The organism is Zymomonas mobilis subsp. mobilis ATCC 10988 (genome assembly GCF_000175255.2).
GTDB lineage: Bacteria > Pseudomonadota > Alphaproteobacteria > Sphingomonadales > Sphingomonadaceae > Zymomonas > Zymomonas mobilis.
The window spans coordinates 1,525,392-1,541,911 of the sequence record NC_017262.1; the positions used below are offsets into that span (position 1 = coordinate 1,525,392).

The following is a 16,520-nucleotide window of genomic DNA, read 5'->3' on the forward strand; positions in this document are numbered from 1 at the left end:
TGCAAAAGGGGGATAGCGACTTTGCTAGGCGGCGGCTGCATCGGGAAATTGTTTGATGATTTCGATCGCGTTATCGACAGCCCGACAGCCTTCTTGATTAAGGGCGGCCATATCTTCAAAGCCGAAACGATGAACATCCCGCATGCTTTTTGCCAAGACAACCAATCGACCCACAATCACGAATAACCGTCCGAAACCTTCATGATTTAATTTCAGGATTGGGACGGCCATCTGCCCGCTTTTTTCTTCAATGGCTAAAGCGACTGCTTGATAGAAATAATCAATACGATCAATAATTTCAGGGTCAGGATCGCCGATGATCGGGATGGCGCGTCTTTCCTCTTTGGTGACGATATATTCGGAAAGGAGCGCTGCATCCTGTTTATTTTCCCATGCCCCAAAGCTGTCTTCTGCCCGAATACGAGTGATTAACATCCGCATAAAGGGGCTGTGTAGATCGCTCATCGCCCAGCCTCCCTTAGTCGTCATCTTCGTCGAGAAAATCCATCGAACGGGACGGCATCCCCATAGCCTTCCTTAACCATGGCGGCGGGTTACCTTTCATCATCTCTTGCACCCGTTTGATAATCGACGCGATGGATTCTTCAGCAGGCAGTTTGACGGGGTGAATACCGGCATTCACGACCTTGGCGGCGGCGGGCCCACCAATGGCGAGGATGAAAAGCAATTTACAATCAGCCAAGGCTTCTACTTTGGGCGTGATGCTGTCTTCGCCTTCGATATGGCTGCCGCTTTGATCGGAGATTTTTTGAAAACCCAAGGCTTCGACAAAATGGGCATCGTCAGAAGTGACATCCCATATAGAAAAGCGATTGGCACCACCAAAATGGGCATTCAAAGATTTCATGTCATTGGTGGCAATCGCGATCCGTAATAACGGGGCAACATCCGTATTGCCTGAGACAGCCTCTTTCCCGTGGGATTCAACCAATTGCAGACGACGTTCAGGCATAAAGCGGCTCCTTCAAAATATCTGCGCTGTTGTCAGCGAAATCAGCCGGTTTCGGGTGATGCGTTTTTTCCAAAAACAGATTGGCAATTCGGAAGATTAAATTTTGGGTGCCTTGATATCCCAAGGTCAGACTATGGGCATTGCCGATCCGGTCAAAAATTGGGAATCCAACCCGAAATAACGGAATACCCAGCCGTTCTGAGGCTTGTCTGCCATGACTATGGGTCACCAACATATCGACTGGATGGTCACGCACCCCATCTTCAAAATCCATAAGGTCACCGACGATAACTTTTTCTGTCGGAATATCTTTCAGATGAGGCGAATGGCTTGTTGATGAAACCGCGACCTCAATCTTTGCGCCCAAATTATGGAAAAAATGGCTCAAACTGACCAGTAAATCAGGGTCGGCGGCAATGGCGACTTTCTTCCCGCCAAAATAGAAATGACCGTCCAGCATGGCATCTACCAATTGGCTTCTTTGTCGCCGGTAGCGTTGCGGAATGGATTTTCCAGATATGCGCGAAAGTAAGGCCATCAACCGATCTGATGCGGATAGGCCCGTTATGTCAGGAAATAAGCTGGTCGGGATACCTGTCAGACTTTCCAATAAATCAGCCGGTTTCCGCATATGTTCGCCAATCGCAATCGTATGCGCTGAACGTGCCATATGGGCGACTTCTTCAAGGCGGGTGCCGCCCATCGTCGTTGTCATCCAGTTTTCAGGGATATGACCATCAAGGGATGAGGAAATATCGGGAAGAATAACCGGATATAATCCAAAACTTTCGATAATATCCCGAAGTGCTTCAATATCGGCAGCGGTCTGATGCACCCCCGGCAAAACATTGATTTGTTGGAAAGAGGTGACAGCGGTGCTCCACGGAATGACAACACCGTCGATAATCGCGGTAACTGCATTTGACCAACCGTCTTCCAAAGCCCCGTTATAATCAGGCGTTGAAACAAAGGTGATTTGGCGATTGGCAAGATCGGGGTTTTTAGCTCTGATTTCTTTTAAGGCACCGACATAATCTTCGCCCCGCGTTTCAACTAAGGCCGTGGAGGCAATGCCAATAAAACGGGGATCAACACGGGCTGTCAGATTGAGAATGGCTTCTTCCAGATGGTTATGCCCACCCAAAATAGTCGAGACTTCATTCATCGCGGTGGTTTGTAGCGGTATTGTTTCTTTGAAATGCCGGACGGCCAAAACCAACGCAAAAGAAGTGCAGCCTTGGGAACCATGAAAGAGGGGAATCGCCTTATCAATACCAAGAAAAGCCAAGGCTGCCCCAAGTGGCTGCGAGACTTTCAGTGGATTGATGGATTCCGGTTTTTTGTTTTCGACAACAATGCTCATGATGCCCTCTCGTTAAAAAGATGATTGTCATCAAAAAGGTCGTCTATTTCCGGTGCTTCCCAGCCTTCCTCCCAAGGGGCAGGCTGTCTGACTTCTTGCCAGACCGGATTGGAAAGGGTGCAGTCGATATCCTGAACCAAAGCCAAAATGCCGCTATAGCCCGCATAGGCTTTATGGCGTTCCTGATTGATATCGACCCACGGAATTTTGGCTTTTAAAGCGATAAATTGGGTGCGTCCTCCTGAAAGCATGATGTCGGCTTCGCCTGCTTTCAGGCGGTTATAAATATCGCGTGGCGGGATTTTTTCGATCATATGGGCATCGCTGCCCATCAGCTTTTTGATTTTTTCTTTATCGGTTTCGGTCGATTTCCGAACAGAGGTGCCGACAATCTCGATACCCGTTTGTTGCAAGGCCGAGACGATAGACCATGATTTCACCCCGCCAGTATAAAGAAAAACCCGTTTGCCCTGTAATCTTTGGCGATAAGGTTCCAGTCTTTCCCAGCAGCGTTTTTCTTCAGCCTCGATCAAAGCCTCTGTTCTATCGATCAGATCAGCCGCTGTCCCACCTTTGACCAGAAGTTTAGCTATTTTTCGAAGCGAGCGAGAGGTTTCCTCGATACCGTAGAAAGAGCCTTCAAAGAAAGGAATGCCCCATTTCTCTTCCATTTTTCGGGCAAGATTGATGAGAGCCGCAGAGCAGACCATCATATTCACGCGGGAGCGATGGGCAGAGGCCACGTCCCGATAGCGAGCATCTCCGGTAATGCAGCTATGCACCCGAATACCTAATTGATCGAAAAGGGGTTTGATCTGCCATAATTCGCCGGACAGATTATATTCGCCGATAATATTGATATCGGTATCGCTGCTTTGTTCCGGTTCCATTGTACCGATGACGTGATCGAATAGTGTCTCACCGGCCAATTTATTGCCCAAATTTTTGGTGCCAATAAAACCCGGTGAATTGACGGGAATAACCGGAATATTCAATTTTTGGGCGGCATGTTTACAGACCGCCTCGACATCGTCGCCAATTAAGGCCGGAACGCAGGTGACATAGACAAAAATGGCAGGGGGATTGAAGCGTTCGGCGGCATTACGAATGGCTTTATACAGGCGTTTTTCACCCGTTCCCATGATGATATCCATTTGGGTTAGGTCTGTCGTAATGCCATTCCGGTAAAGTGTAGAGCCAGAACTGGTGGACTGGCGGTTATCCCATCCATTGCCTTCGCAGGCCAAAGGGCCATGCACAATATGGATGACATCGGTAATGGGTTGTAAGACGATTTTAGAGCCATCAAAGGCGCAACCTCCGGCGGTTGCCCCGGGGGTTAAAGGTTTGCCACAGCCTTTCCGACGTTCTTTTTTTCCCTTGGCCACATTCTTGGCACAAGCCGGTTCATTGAACAGACTGATTACTTTTGCCTTTAACCTGTTATCCATCAATGGCTCCTGAAAAGGGAAGGTCTGGAAAGGGGGACGGACAGATCGGCTTCTGTCCGTCTTGGGGGTTAGCGCGTTAATTCGAAAGCATAGGCCGTGTCATCAGAGGCGGTTGCTTTCTTGTCCATTTCGTCGAAAAATTTGTCGAGCAGGGCAACAACCACTCTAATGCCGCCTTGATAGCCCCATAACGGGAAGCGGTGATGATGATGACGATCGAAAATCGGGAAAGTCAGCCGAACAAGCGGGGTATCCGTATCTTTTTCGAGATATTTGCCATAGGAATTCCCGATCAGCATATCGACCTTTTCAGTCGCGAGCAGGGAACGCATATGCCAAAGATCCTTGCCACCCCATGCTTTGCAGTCTTGACCAAAAGCCGAGCTGTCGAATAGCGCCTGCATTTTCTTTTCCCATGCCTTGCTGCCATTTGTGGCAAGGCAATGGCGGGGTTCGCCCCCCGTCTCCATGACAAAGCGTGCCATGCTGTAAACAAAGTCAGGATCGCCATAAATCGCATAGCTTTTGCCATGGAGATAGGCTTGGCTGTCGGTGATGGCATCGACTAGCCGACCGCGTTCTTTTTCGAGTTCGGCCGGAATAGCTTTTCCGGTTAATGCCGAAATCTTCATCAGAAAATCATCGGTGCCTGATACCCCTAACGGATAATGGAAGGCGACGGTTTCCTGTCCGATATTTTCGATATATTCGAGCGTTTTTGGGGTGCAGTAAGACTGCATTGAAACCGTGGCTTTGGCATTGATAGCCTCTGCCACCGCTTCCAAGGCGGTGCCACCATCATACATCCGAAATTCGCCATCTGACGGGGTATCAAACTGGTCGGATACATCAGACAGGATCGTGTATTTGACCCCCATCAGATCAAGCATCCGTTTCAATTCACGGTTATTTCCGACGGCATAACCATCAAAACCCGGAATAATATTGATGGAGTCATTGGGGGTTCGTGTTTTGTCTTTCCAGAAATTTTCTAGAATACCCCGCATCATATTGTCATAGCCGGTGATGTGACTGCCGACAAAAGCCGGAGTATGGGCAAAAGGCACATTGAAATCAGCCGGAACCGAGCCTTTTTCTTTGGCCGTATTGATAAAGGATTGCAGGTCATCCCCGATTACTTCGGCCATGCAGGTCGTCGAAACCGCGATCATTTTCGGGTTATACAGGCTGTAGGCGTTGGCCAGCCCATCAACCATATTGTTCAAGCCTCCAAAAACTGCTGCATCTTCGGTCATCGAAGAGGACACTGCCGAGGCTGGTTCTTTGAAATGGCGGGCGAGATGAGAGCGGTAATAGGCTACACATCCCTGCGAGCCATGCACAAAACTTAAGGTACCTTCAAAACCGGCGGCGGCAAAGACCGCACCTAGAGGCTGGCATGATTTTGCGGGATTGATCGTCAGGGCTTCGCGGGCAAAGTTTTTCTCGCGATATTCCCAGCTTTTAGTCCAATCGGCAATCTCTTTGACCTTGTCGGCTTCCGGCATATTTTCAAGTTTGCTTTTGGCCGACAGCATCTCTTTATATTCTGGTTCCAGAAAAAGAGAGGCATAATCAAGGGTTTTTTCAACAGATTGAGGCATCGTCTAATCCTCTTTTATCAGGGGTGGCAGGGACTTTGCCCTGCCATAGGCTGCCCCATTTAAGCAGCGGTTTTCCAAGGGGCTTTGAACATGCCCCAGACTGGGCTATTGATGGCCAAATCCATGTCACGGGCAAAAATGGCAAAGCCGTCATAACCATGATAAGGCCCCGAATAATCCCATGAATGCATCTGGCGGAACGGTATGCCGGCTTTTTGAACCGCATATTTTTCCTTGATGCCGGAACCGACCAGATCGGGGCGAATGGCCTCGATGAATTTTTCCAGCTCATAGGTTGAGGCGTCGTCATAAATTAACGTGCCTTCTTTGACGTAATGGCCTGTCCGTTGGTAATCATCGTTATGGGCAAATTCATAGCCAGTCGCGACGATTTCCATCCCAAGATCGGTATAGGCATTGACGACATGGCGTGACCGCAATCCGCCGACATAAAGCAGCACTTTTTTGCCTTCGAGGCGGGGGCGGTATTTGGCAATCACCGCATCGGCTAAAGGCTGATATTTGGCGATAACGCGCTCGGCACCTTCTTTGATCTTGTCATCAAAATTTTCGGCAATTTTCCGTAAGGAAGCGGCAATTTGGCTGGGGCCAAACAGATTATATTCCATCCACGGAATACCGTGCTTTTCTTCCATATAGCGGCTGATGTAATTCAATGACCGATAGCAATGGATCAGATTCATCTTGGCCTTAGGCGCTCGTTCGATTTCAGCCAAAGTGGCATCACCCGACCAGCTACCGATTACCCTCAAACCCATTTCTTCGAGAAGAATACGGGAAGACCACGCATCACCGCCGATATTATAGTCACCCAAAATATTCACATCATAGGGCGAAGGTTCAAAGGGAACCTGATTACCGTCTTGGTCAAGCACCCAGTCACGAATGACATCGCAGGCGATATGATGCCCCAAAGACTGGGATACCCCGCGAAAGCCTTCACAGCGCACCGGAACGATGGTTTTTCCGCTGATTTTTTTCTGTTCGCGGGCAACGGATTCTATATCATCACCGATCAAGCCGACCGGACATTCTGATTGAATAGTCGTGCCATGATTAAGCGGGAACAACTCGTCAATTTCGGTGAGAATTTTTTTCAGCTTTTTATCACCGCCGAAAACAATATCTTTTTCCTGATAATCGGAGGTGAATTGCATGGTGACAAAGCTATCCACGCCGGTGGTGCCGTTATAGAAATTCCGGCGTTGCGACCATGAATAATGACCGCAACCAACGGGGCCATGACTGATATGAACCATGTCTTTGACAGGCCCCCAGACCACACCTTTTGAACCGGCATAAGCACAGCCGCGGATCGTCATCACACCCGGAATAGATTTGATATTCGATTTAACGCTGCATTCGCTTAAGGCACCCGGATCGGCTTCGGTGTCGGGGGCTTTGGCAACCGTCAGATGTTTCTGACGGCGCTTTTTGGCCTTGGCCGGATAGGCTTCAAGCACTTCCTCGATGAGGCGGGTGTTGAAGATGGTTTCTTCTTCATTCAAGCTCATCTTGCGCTCCTTACTTGGCGACCGCGGATTCCTTGGCAGCGAGTTCAGCCAGCTCTTGCTCTTCGGTTTTCATGATCCCGAATTCGAGCAGCATTTCTTCCAATTCTTCCATCGTGATCGGGGTCGGGATGGTGCCTTTCCCTGAATTTTCGTGGATCTTTCTGGCTAATTCGCGATATTCATTGGCCTGATCGGAATCCGGTGCATATTGAAGCACGGTTTGCTTGCGCAATTCCGCATGCTGCACGATATTGTTCCGTGGGACGAAATGGATCAGCTTGGAATTCAGCCTTTTGGCCAAGGCTTCGGCGAGTTCATATTCACGGTCGGTCTGGCGTTCGTTACAAATCAGGCCACCCAAGCGAACACCGCCGGTTCCGGCATATTTCAAAATACCTTTGGCGATATTATTGGCAGCATAAAGTGCCATCATTTCGCCAGACATGACGATATAGATTTCTTGCGCTTTGTTTTCGCGGATAGGCATAGCAAAGCCGCCGCAAACAACGTCGCCCAAAACGTCATAAGAAACGTAATCGACATCGTCATAGGCGCCATTTTCTTCGAGGAAATTGATCGAGGTAATAACCCCGCGACCGGCACAACCAACGCCCGGTTCTGGCCCGCCGGATTCCACGCATTTAATATCTTTATAGCCGAGTTTCAGGACATCTTCGAGTTCAAGGTCTTCGACCGATCCGGCTTCGGCAGCCAGACTCAACACCGTATCTTGTGCTTTGGAATTAAGAATAAGGCGGGTAGAATCAGCCTTGGGATCGCAGCCCACAATAAGGATTTTCTGGCCAAGCTCGACCAAAGCCGCGAGTGCATTTTGAGAGGTCGTTGATTTTCCGATGCCTCCCTTGCCGTAAAAAGCAATCTGGCGAATTTTGCTCATGATACTGTCCTGTTTCCGATAAGTCGCGATAGGCGGACCGTTCGGCCCGACAGTCATTTCATCGCAAACAGCGTGCCAATTCCAAGATTGCCCATAAAAAGGCGCGGATAGGCGGTGATATCATCAGAAAAAAGGAGTGCGATTTATAAATTGTAAGGTTCTTTGTTCGAAGCGCGACAAATCATACATTATGATGTCGCAAAACATATTATATTTATAATTTTTAATTTTTTATTATAAAATAATAATATGTGCTTTTAATGCACGGATAAAAGGTAAATTATTTTACAGGTTAAATTTGATATTGATTCTCATTATTTTTGTTATCATATTCCCCTTCCATTGCGAGACATTATCAATAAAAAATAGAGGAATGAATGAGAAACCCGTTACAGAAATGGGGAATGCTGCAAAGCGGAACATGTCTTGTTGCCCTTTTGCTTTCATCGCCATCACATGCTGCAAAAGGTAAAAAAGAGGATCCCGCTGATCTGGTGATTACCGCCAAAAAAGACAGCGATGACTATGGGCAAAAACGCAATACGGCGGCCAAGATAGATATTGCCAATCGTGATTTGCCCCAAACCGTCAATACTGTATCGGCGCAGTTAATGCGGGATCAGATGGTTCTATCCCAGCAAGATGCCTTGAAAAATGTTCCGGGCGTTTCTTTTTCTACGGGGGATGGTCAGCGCGATCAGGTTTTTATCCGTGGTTTTAATGCTTTTGGTGATGAATTTGTAAATGGTTTTCGGGATGATGCCCTTTATTTCAGGGATATGTCCAATATTGAAAATATCGAGGTTTTAAAGGGGCCATCGGCCGCCCTATTTGGACGCGGATCAGCGGGCGGTATTGTCAATCGGGTCACAAAACAGGCTGATACCAATATAACCAATGTGACTTTTACCGGTGGGTCATGGAATGATTATCGTGGTCAATGGGACTTTGGTCGTAACAGCAAAAGAACCGGTAATGGTTTCCGTTTAACGGGGGCGATCGAGAATGGTGACAGCTATCGCGATCAACAATTTGTCCATCGTTTCGCGATAGCACCCTCTTTCATGTATGGGAAAGGCACGGATACGGTTGTGACGTTTCAGGCCGATTATTTGAAAGATCGCCGAATTGCCGATTTAGGCAACCCTTCTTTGAATGGTCGCACGATCAATGTCGATCACCCCGAAATCTATTACGGGTCAGCCGATGCGGCTAAATATGACTATACCCAATCCACCGTATTTTCTCAGACGATCAACGCCGTCCATCATTTTTCTGATAATTTATCATTAAGGGATGGCTTTCGTCATTATGATTATAAGATGTTTCGGGGCAATACCAGTCCGGCGAGCGGGGTCGTTGATGGATTAGTCCAGCTTTCTCACCATCCGGCTTCTCGAGATGAAAGCGGATGGGATAACCAGTTAGAGCTGACGCAAAAAATCGACAGCGGCAAAATTCATCAGACATTGCTTTATGGCTTTGAAGTTTCTCGTCAAAGTAAACTTTCTACTACCTATGCGACTTATCCCGGTAAAAATGCTTCGGCCGCCGAGAAAGCCAGTTTTTATGTCGATGCCTATAATCCGGTTTTGCCCACTATTACAGGGGATGACCTTACCAGTATTACCAACCAGAATCGCGGCATTTTTTATGATTATGGCCTGTATATTCAGGATGCGGTCGATTTTTCTCATGGATTTAAATTACTGGCGGGTATCCGCTGGGATTCCTTTAGTCAGACGACTTTACCTTTGGCTGGATCCGCCAGCTATGCCCATCGCCTCGATCATACATGGAGTCCCCGTGTTGGTTTGACCTATGAACCGGATAACCACCAATCCTATTATATCTCGTGGAGTAAAAGTTATCAGCCCTCTGGTGAAACGCTGAATATTGTGGCCACGCAAGCGGATTTGATTCCTTCTGCGACAACGTCAAAGGAAATAGGTGCCAAATATAACCTGTGGCATGATCGCTTAACGATACAGATTGCCGGTTTTATCATTAAGAAAACCCATATTCAGGCGACCAATCCACTGGATAATAGCACGATGGCGATAGGCACCCAACGCAATGAGGGGGCTGAATTTTCGGCCACCCTTGATGTCGGGAAAGATATTCATTTGATTGCGGGCTATGCCTATTTAAGAACCAAAAATCTGGCTTCGGCTGTGCCGGCTTATGTTGGGAAAGAAGGCACCTTGGCACCTCATAACCAAGGCAATTTCTATATCACCAAGAGTTTTGGCAAGCATTTCGGTATTGGCGGCGGCATGAATTACGTTGGTAATCGTTGGGCTGATCCAAGCAATACCGTTATTTTACCGCATTATGTGACGGGTGATGCCATGGGATGGGCACAATTCGGGCGATATCGTTTCCAGATCAATGCCTATAATCTATCGAATGCCCATTATGTCGTTTCAGGACATGGCACCAATGCCAATCTGAACATGCCGGGCGCTCCACTGAATTTCAGGGGAACGATCAGCGTGTCTTTATAAAAGAGGCGGGTTCTATTCAGCTCTCCTTTCGAGGAGAGTTGAAGAAAGATAATCAGATAAAAAATCCGCTATTTTTTTGAGCGAAAGCGGTAACGCGATTATCTGCATCTCTTCCAAAAAGCGCCGTTCATTTCTGGTCAGATTCTCGATATCGACTAGGGCAAAATGAGGCGCTTTTGATCTTTTGATTATCTGCCTTGCAAAACTTCTCAGCATTTGGTCATCAAAATGGCAACCGATGAACAGGAAGCTGCATGATGACCGCCTTTCTTGCACTGATTCAGGGATGGGGGTCTGAATATCAATTTCGGTCAAGACTTCGACATAATCGGAATCTGAAATCAGATAATTCTGATGCGGTGAAACAGAGCCATGCGGTTTGTAAAGAAGGGTTTGCCATTCTTTAACGCTTTCCATCGGGACTTCTTCGCCCGTGGCATCATAAGCTGTGAACCAGCGATATTCGTTAATCGCTGCGTGATTGATGCCTTGAATTTCGCCCCAGTTCAAAGTCTTGTCTTGGGATAAAGCCTGACGCATGGCGCCATCATACCAACTGTCAACGATAAGCGGGGGATGAAGCGCGGCGATAAGCTGATGCAGTGGGGAAGGGGGCACCGGATTTTCAAAGGCGGCATTCATAATCGCCGTCAGGGTTTTTCGATGGCGGCGGCTTTCGATATATTGCGCGGCAGCCCAAGGATTACCTTTTGCCCGTTTAGGAAGGGCGACCTTCTTCCCGAAAAAATCGGCTAGCCCCTTTATGGAAACCGGCGTCCACTGATTGGCGGTGATCGCGGTGACATCGGGGCCTAGATAAAAAGCGAGCGCCTGACGCGATAAATGGTCAGAAATATCTGACAGGATATCCATCAGTTTTCTTCTGCGCGTTTACGCGCTTCGATAGTAATCGGTAATGGGGTATCGGCGGCCATATCTGGCAATTCCAATGTCCATCCGTTTTTTAAGCGTATCCAGCCGCCCCAAATATCAGGCTTTTCCTGTTCGATAACCGCTTCTTCAAGGTCTTTTTTCGGAACATAGACGGAAAGCCCTCTTGCTGTTTGGCGCAGCATTATTTTCATATTGTGTCTCCGAAAGAAGTCTAAAGCGCGATGTCTAATTCTCGTTTCCGCATACCAACAATTTTGCCACGTTCGACGAAATCGACGGCATAAATATAATAGCGTTGAAGAAAGACACCGATATCGCGGATATAACCGACATCGCCTTTGTTAATCAGGATTTCGCCAATATCGGCACCGATAAAAGTCCCGTCATTTTTGATATAAAGGCGTGATTTTACCTTGGTTCCAACGGGAAAGACCGGTGCTTTTTGAATTTCATTTTCGTCATTCATCCATTCAGCCTTTCCCGAAGTCAGAATTTAAAATTAGGCCGGAATGCAGGTGTCTGGCATCGGGCAGATGGCCGCACATTGCGGTTCGTCAAACTGACCGTCGCATTCGGTGCAGCTATTGGGATCGATGATGAAAACATCGCCTTTCATTTTGATTGCTGAATTGGGGCATTCAAATTCACAAGCGCCACAAGCGGTGCAATTTTCAGCAACAATTTTATAAGACATAGTTCCAATCCTTCTACTAAAGTAATGATAAACGGATATTCAGGCTATCCGGCGATTCTCTTTGGAAAACCGTGCCGCATACCAAGAAGAAAGGCCACTTTCTATCCAGTCATGGGCATAATCGACATTGACTTCGATACCAGCTTTTTCCAGTTTTTCCCGAGGACAATCACCAATACGGGCGCATAAAACCGCCTGAATACCTTCTAAGGCTGTGATAATACTATCCAGCCGTTGGTCATCGCCATTGCCTTCCGCACAATAAAGCGGAATTTTGCGATGACTGATGAATTTTACGCCATAAGGGGAAACTTCGTAAATCTGAAATTCTTGGGCATGGCCAAAATGCTGGTTAATCCGCCCGCCTTGTTTGGAAACAACGGCAGCAAGGATAGTTGGCTTGGCCTCTAATTCGGCCAATTTCTTCTCAGCCGATTTCTTCTGTTCCAAATGTTCACCCCGCTCTTGGGCAACAATTTCACGATAGCTGGCACGATTGGCGGGGTTATATTCCAGTGTTTCTGGGATTTTATCCATCGAGAAGGCTTGTCCCCGATCCTCCCCCAATAAACCAATGGCATCCGCCCGACATTGCCGACAATGGCGCATCAATTTTGTGCCATCGGCTAATTGATTTTGAAGTGCCATCAATTCCTGATGGCTGGGCTCTCTCTGTCCGGTCAGGCCAAAATGGGTTCCATGTGCCGGATCAGAAATCAGCGGCATGATATTGTGAAGAAATGCGCCTTTTTCTTTGACGACCCGATTAACTTCTAACAAATGCGTGTCATTGATGTTCGGTATCATGACTGAATTGACTTTGGTGAGAATGCCGCGTTCTTTCAGCAATTCTAAAGCCAGCATTTGCCGTTCATGCAGAATTCGGGAGGCTTCTCTCCCCGTCCAGCGTTTATTCTCGAAAAAAATCCAAGGATAGATTTTTGCCCCGATTTCAGGATCAACCATATTGATCGTCAAAGTGACATGATCAATATTCATTTTGGCAATGTCGTCGATACAATCCGCCAAAGCCAATCCATTGGTTGAAAGGCAGAATTTTACATCAGGGATAGCCTTGGCTACCTGTTCAAAGGTTTCTTTGGTTTTTTCCCAATCGTAACAGGCATCTCCGGGGCCTGCGATACCCAGAACTGAAAGCTGAGAGACTTCATTGGCAACGGCAATGACTTTTCGCAGCGCTTGTTCCGGTGTCAGCCTTTCCGAGACGACCCCCGGGCGGCTTTCATTGGCGCAGTCATATTTTCGGTTGCAATAATTACATTGGATATTGCAAGCCGGAGCGACCGCTACATGCATACGGGCAAAATATTGATGTGCCTCTTCGGAATAGCAGGGGTGGTCTTTGACTTTTTCCCAGATATCATCTGCCAAATCCTTTGCATCTGACATTTTACCACAGGCCGATGAAGCACAACCCTGTGTCGCGGGGCGGGGGCTAGGGATACCCCCGTTGGGTTCCAATGGCTGGATATGGATGAGCTGGGACATAACATTCCTAACGGCTAACACGCTTTACCAAAAGGATATGCAATGGGCGTGCCATAAGCTGACATCGCTTTAAATTCAGGAAAATGGCCTTTTTGTCTCAGACATAAATTGTCTTAACTCTTACAAAATTGTCGGTATCGGTAAAATTTTTGGAATAATCAGACATTATTCGCCAAAAATAAAGTAATGGCATTACAAAAAAACAGCTTTAGAATTTTTTGATAGATATCCCGTTTTTCCGCAGCGCATAGCCTATCTGGCGCGGGGTCATGCCTAGGCTCAGGACCTGTTAATTTCTTGAGTTGAGCGGGCTGTTGTGATTCACAGGTTTACCGATAGAGGTGAAGCTGTGAGTGACGTGTTTTTGCTGTCTGAGCACCAGATGGAACGGATTAAGCCGTTTTTTCCACTGGCGCATGGTGTGCCGCGTGTCGATGACCGTCGTGTCCTGAGCGGGATCGTTTACGTGATCCGCAACGGCCTTCAGTGGAAAGACGCCCCGAAAGCGTATGGCCCGCACAAGACTTTATACAACCGGTTTATCCGGTGGAGCCGCCTGGGTGTCTTTGACCGGATCTTCGTCGCCCTGACGGAGCAGGCAGGCCGTTCGAAGCGTCTGATGATCGATGCAACACATCTGAAAGCACACCGGACAGCGGCCTCCCTGCTCAAAAAGGGGCTTTTCCCCGCCATATCGGACGCACGAAAGGCGGACTGAACTCAAAGCTTCACGCTGTATGCGATAGTCAGGGCCGCCCTGTCCGGCTGCATCTGACCGCAGGTCAGGTCAGTGACTTCAAAGGCGCGGATGTTCTGCTGGCAAATCTGCCGGAAGAAACACAAGAAATTCTCGGGGACCGGGGATACGACAGTAATAAAATCAGACAGTCTCTCGCAGACCGGAATATCACCGCCTGTATTCCGCCGAAGAAGAACCGGAAATCAAAGCCGCCTTACGACTGGCATCTGTATAAAAAGCGTCACCTCATCGAAAATATGTTCGCAAAGCTCAAAGACTGGCGGCGTGTCGCAACACGATACGACCGGTGCGCTCACACATTCATGTCAGCAATCCATATCGCAGCAAGTTTCATCTTCTATCTCAAAGAATGAGTCCTGAGCCTAGGATACGAGCGGCTTTTGCCTGCACCCAACCGGCTTGTTCCATAGCGTCGATCAGTTGTTCTTTCTGGCTACGAAATTCCGATTGTGTCGTTTTTTCCTTGGGAAAAGCTAAATCTGTCTTGTCTGATTCCGCATTGGATGCAGCCTGACAATGCTGGGCAGAAGGACATTCGCTTATCTCGCCTTCTGAACCATGATTTTTGCAGACATGCGGAGTCTTTTCTTCTTCGCGATGCCAGAAAATAGAGGACAGACAATTGTCATTGTAACAGGTGAAATCTTCGGCGGTAATTTCTGTATTTCTGGCAAGAGTAGCTGTCCGCCGAATACAGTTTTCAAGCTCTCGGATATTACCCGGAAAATAACAATGGGACAGAACATCCAAGGCATTTTGATCAATGGTCAGATGGGTTTTGTTTTCCAGATTGAAATGCCGCAAGAATTCTTTCGCCAGCAGAGGAATATCTGACGGATGTTCACGCAAAGGGGGAAGAAAAATGGGAATGACGCTTAGGCGATAGTAAAGATCGGCTCTGAAATTGCCACGGCTGACCGCCTCTTCCAAATTGACATTGGTTGCCGCGATGACACGGACATTAACCTTTAAGGTTTTGGTGCCGCCAACCCGTTCAAATTCGCCTTCTTGTAAAACGCGTAATAATTTGGCCTGGAAATTGGGTGATATTTCGCCGATTTCATCCAGAAGAAGAGTGCCGCCATCTGCCAGCTCAAAACGGCCTTTCCGCATTTGGGCAGCGCCGGTAAAAGCCCCTTTTTCATGCCCGAATAATTCGGATTCCAGAACCGATTCCGGCAAGGCTGCACAGTTTAATTTGATAAAAGGCAGTTCTTTTCGGGGGGATGCCTGATGAATGGCTTGGGCGAAAAGTTCTTTCCCCGTGCCAGATTCTCCGCGTAGCAAGACTGTCACATTATTTTTGGCAATCAGATTGATTTTTTGGAGGATCGATCGAATGATTGGGCTGTCCCCGATAATACGGGGGTGAGGCATATCTTCTGCCTGCCGAGGAGCGGTATGGCTTGATTGCCGGAGCAGAAATTCATGTTCGCGCCGGATCATCTGATGCAGTCTTGCCGTTTGTCCCAAAAGAGCCGCAACCATCGATAACAGGCGGGCATCTCTATCCGGTGCCAGAGCCTCTCTTTCATTTCTGGGCGTCGGGCGGTCTATCAATAAAATACCGGAGACTTTATTCCGATCCAAAATCGGAACGCCGATGACGCAGCTTTTTTGATTGATATGCCAAATATGAGACCGGCTATTTGAAAAATACGGGTCTTTGGAAATATCCCTGATGATGACTGGCATTTTGCCCGTCACAATTTGTCCGACAATTTGTTCGGGGATAGAATCAAAATATATCTTGGCACCTTGCTGGTCACTTTTCGCACCAACCAGAATTTCAGCTTCCTGATCTTCATCAAAAAATGCAATAATCGCATGATCGAGATCAATAAAGCTTTCAAGAACAGAAATGACCCGCTTGATAAGGGTGACCGTTTCCATCGGCGCACAGAGAATTTTTGAAATTTCATAAAGGCCGAACAAGGCCATATCTGGCCAAGCCGTTCTGTTCCCTAGCGACATATCTTTATAAGCAAATTGTTTTGAAGGCATGGTCAGATCCCCTATTCTGTTATCTAAACGGGGGGAGAAATGGCTTTTGATGAGGTCGAAATTACTCGAGCTCTATTGAAAGTCAGGATAGCTCATCATCAACAAAGTGCAACAATAAAATAAATAAGAATCAATATATGGATTTTTATAAGATAAAAAATGCTTTAAATATAAATAAGTTACTAGCATTTAACACGCAGAATGAAAGCCGCCTATTTTTTATAGGATAGATATCAGGGGGGTTCGTCCTGTCCTTTGTCCGATTTTAAAATATCGAATTTTGGGAGAAAGATATTGTGTTAAATAAAATAATAACAAAATATTCATC

15 protein-coding genes are annotated in these 16,520 nt (G+C 47.4%); 2 read left to right on the forward strand and 13 right to left on the reverse strand.

All coding sequences use genetic code 11. The features are described 5' to 3' along the window. Positions 1 to 24: 24 nt before the first annotated feature. The 7 genes from ZMOB_RS06885 to nifH form a co-directional block, all read right to left on the reverse strand. Entirely contained in the window at positions 25 to 489 is a 465-nt protein-coding gene (locus ZMOB_RS06885) for a NifX-associated nitrogen fixation protein (RefSeq protein WP_041573393.1), read from the reverse strand. After that, positions 479 to 973: a nitrogen fixation protein NifX gene (gene nifX, locus ZMOB_RS06890; RefSeq protein ID WP_014500999.1), complete on the reverse strand. Its 495-nt coding sequence runs from the start codon at positions 971 to 973 to the stop codon at positions 479 to 481. The genes ZMOB_RS06885 and nifX overlap by 11 nt, the downstream gene beginning before the upstream one ends. Next, positions 966 to 2,336: a nitrogenase iron-molybdenum cofactor biosynthesis protein NifN gene (gene nifN, locus ZMOB_RS06895; protein WP_014501000.1), complete on the reverse strand. Its 1,371-nt coding sequence runs from the start codon at positions 2,334 to 2,336 to the stop codon at positions 966 to 968. The genes nifX and nifN overlap by 8 nt, the downstream gene beginning before the upstream one ends. Continuing rightward, positions 2,333 to 3,787 (reverse strand): nitrogenase iron-molybdenum cofactor biosynthesis protein NifE, encoded by a 1,455-nt coding sequence (nifE, locus tag ZMOB_RS06900; RefSeq protein ID WP_014501001.1) that lies wholly within the window; start codon positions 3,785 to 3,787, stop codon positions 2,333 to 2,335. Before nifE ends, nifN begins: the two co-directional genes overlap by 4 nt. Positions 3,788 to 3,855: 68 nt before the next feature. Further along, positions 3,856 to 5,391: a nitrogenase molybdenum-iron protein subunit beta gene (gene nifK, locus ZMOB_RS06905; RefSeq protein WP_014501002.1), complete on the reverse strand. Its 1,536-nt coding sequence runs from the start codon at positions 5,389 to 5,391 to the stop codon at positions 3,856 to 3,858. A gap of 59 nt (positions 5,392 to 5,450) precedes the next feature. Continuing rightward, positions 5,451 to 6,926, reverse strand: coding sequence for a nitrogenase molybdenum-iron protein alpha chain (gene nifD, locus ZMOB_RS06910; protein ID WP_011241557.1), 1,476 nt, complete (start codon positions 6,924 to 6,926; stop codon positions 5,451 to 5,453). Between the two features lie 10 nt (positions 6,927 to 6,936). Further along, the gene (gene nifH / locus ZMOB_RS06915; RefSeq protein ID WP_014501003.1) at positions 6,937 to 7,824 is read right to left on the reverse strand and encodes a nitrogenase iron protein; all 888 of its coding nucleotides are present in this window, start codon (positions 7,822 to 7,824) and stop codon (positions 6,937 to 6,939) included. A gap of 377 nt (positions 7,825 to 8,201) precedes the next feature. Here nifH and ZMOB_RS06920 point away from each other — a divergent pair, with 377 nt between their 5' ends. Then, positions 8,202 to 10,331 carry a TonB-dependent receptor gene (locus tag ZMOB_RS06920; RefSeq protein WP_014501004.1) on the forward strand — a complete coding sequence of 710 codons (2,130 nt, stop codon included), beginning with the start codon at positions 8,202 to 8,204 and terminating at the stop codon, positions 10,329 to 10,331. A gap of 12 nt (positions 10,332 to 10,343) precedes the next feature. On the opposite strand, the gene ZMOB_RS06925 is transcribed toward ZMOB_RS06920, so the two are convergent. The 5 genes from ZMOB_RS06925 to nifB are packed head-to-tail and all read right to left on the reverse strand — an operon-like array spanning position 10,344 to position 13,428. Then, positions 10,344 to 11,204: an SIR2 family NAD-dependent protein deacylase gene (locus ZMOB_RS06925; RefSeq protein WP_014501005.1), complete on the reverse strand. Its 861-nt coding sequence runs from the start codon at positions 11,202 to 11,204 to the stop codon at positions 10,344 to 10,346. Next, positions 11,204 to 11,416: a putative nitrogen fixation protein NifT gene (gene nifT, locus ZMOB_RS06930; protein ID WP_011241553.1), complete on the reverse strand. Its 213-nt coding sequence runs from the start codon at positions 11,414 to 11,416 to the stop codon at positions 11,204 to 11,206. Before nifT ends, ZMOB_RS06925 begins: the two co-directional genes overlap by 1 nt. A 20-nt stretch (positions 11,417 to 11,436) precedes the next feature. Further along, entirely contained in the window at positions 11,437 to 11,691 is a 255-nt protein-coding gene (locus ZMOB_RS06935; protein WP_014501006.1) for a nitrogen fixation protein NifZ, read from the reverse strand. Between the two features lie 33 nt (positions 11,692 to 11,724). Next, complete coding sequence (locus tag ZMOB_RS06940) at positions 11,725 to 11,919, reverse strand: 4Fe-4S binding protein (protein WP_011241551.1); 195 nt, start codon at positions 11,917 to 11,919, stop codon at positions 11,725 to 11,727. Between the two features lie 39 nt (positions 11,920 to 11,958). Further along, on the reverse strand, positions 11,959 to 13,428 hold the full coding sequence (gene nifB / locus ZMOB_RS06945; RefSeq protein WP_014501007.1) for a nitrogenase cofactor biosynthesis protein NifB: 1,470 nt from the start codon (positions 13,426 to 13,428) through the stop codon (positions 11,959 to 11,961). Positions 13,429 to 13,777: 349 nt separating this feature from the next. Here nifB and ZMOB_RS09915 point away from each other — a divergent pair. Next, positions 13,778 to 14,541, forward strand: a protein-coding gene (locus ZMOB_RS09915) for an IS5 family transposase (protein WP_099045773.1) whose coding sequence is annotated in 2 segments (ribosomal slippage) — positions 13,778 to 14,111 and positions 14,111 to 14,541 — 765 coding nt in all. Because the reading frame shifts where the segments join, the coding sequence is not laid out codon by codon here. On the opposite strand, the gene nifA is transcribed toward ZMOB_RS09915, so the two are convergent. Continuing rightward, entirely contained in the window at positions 14,531 to 16,192 is a 1,662-nt protein-coding gene (gene nifA / locus ZMOB_RS06955; protein WP_049779046.1) for a nif-specific transcriptional activator NifA, read from the reverse strand. The genes ZMOB_RS09915 and nifA overlap by 11 nt on opposite strands. Positions 16,193 to 16,520 lie beyond the last annotated feature (328 nt).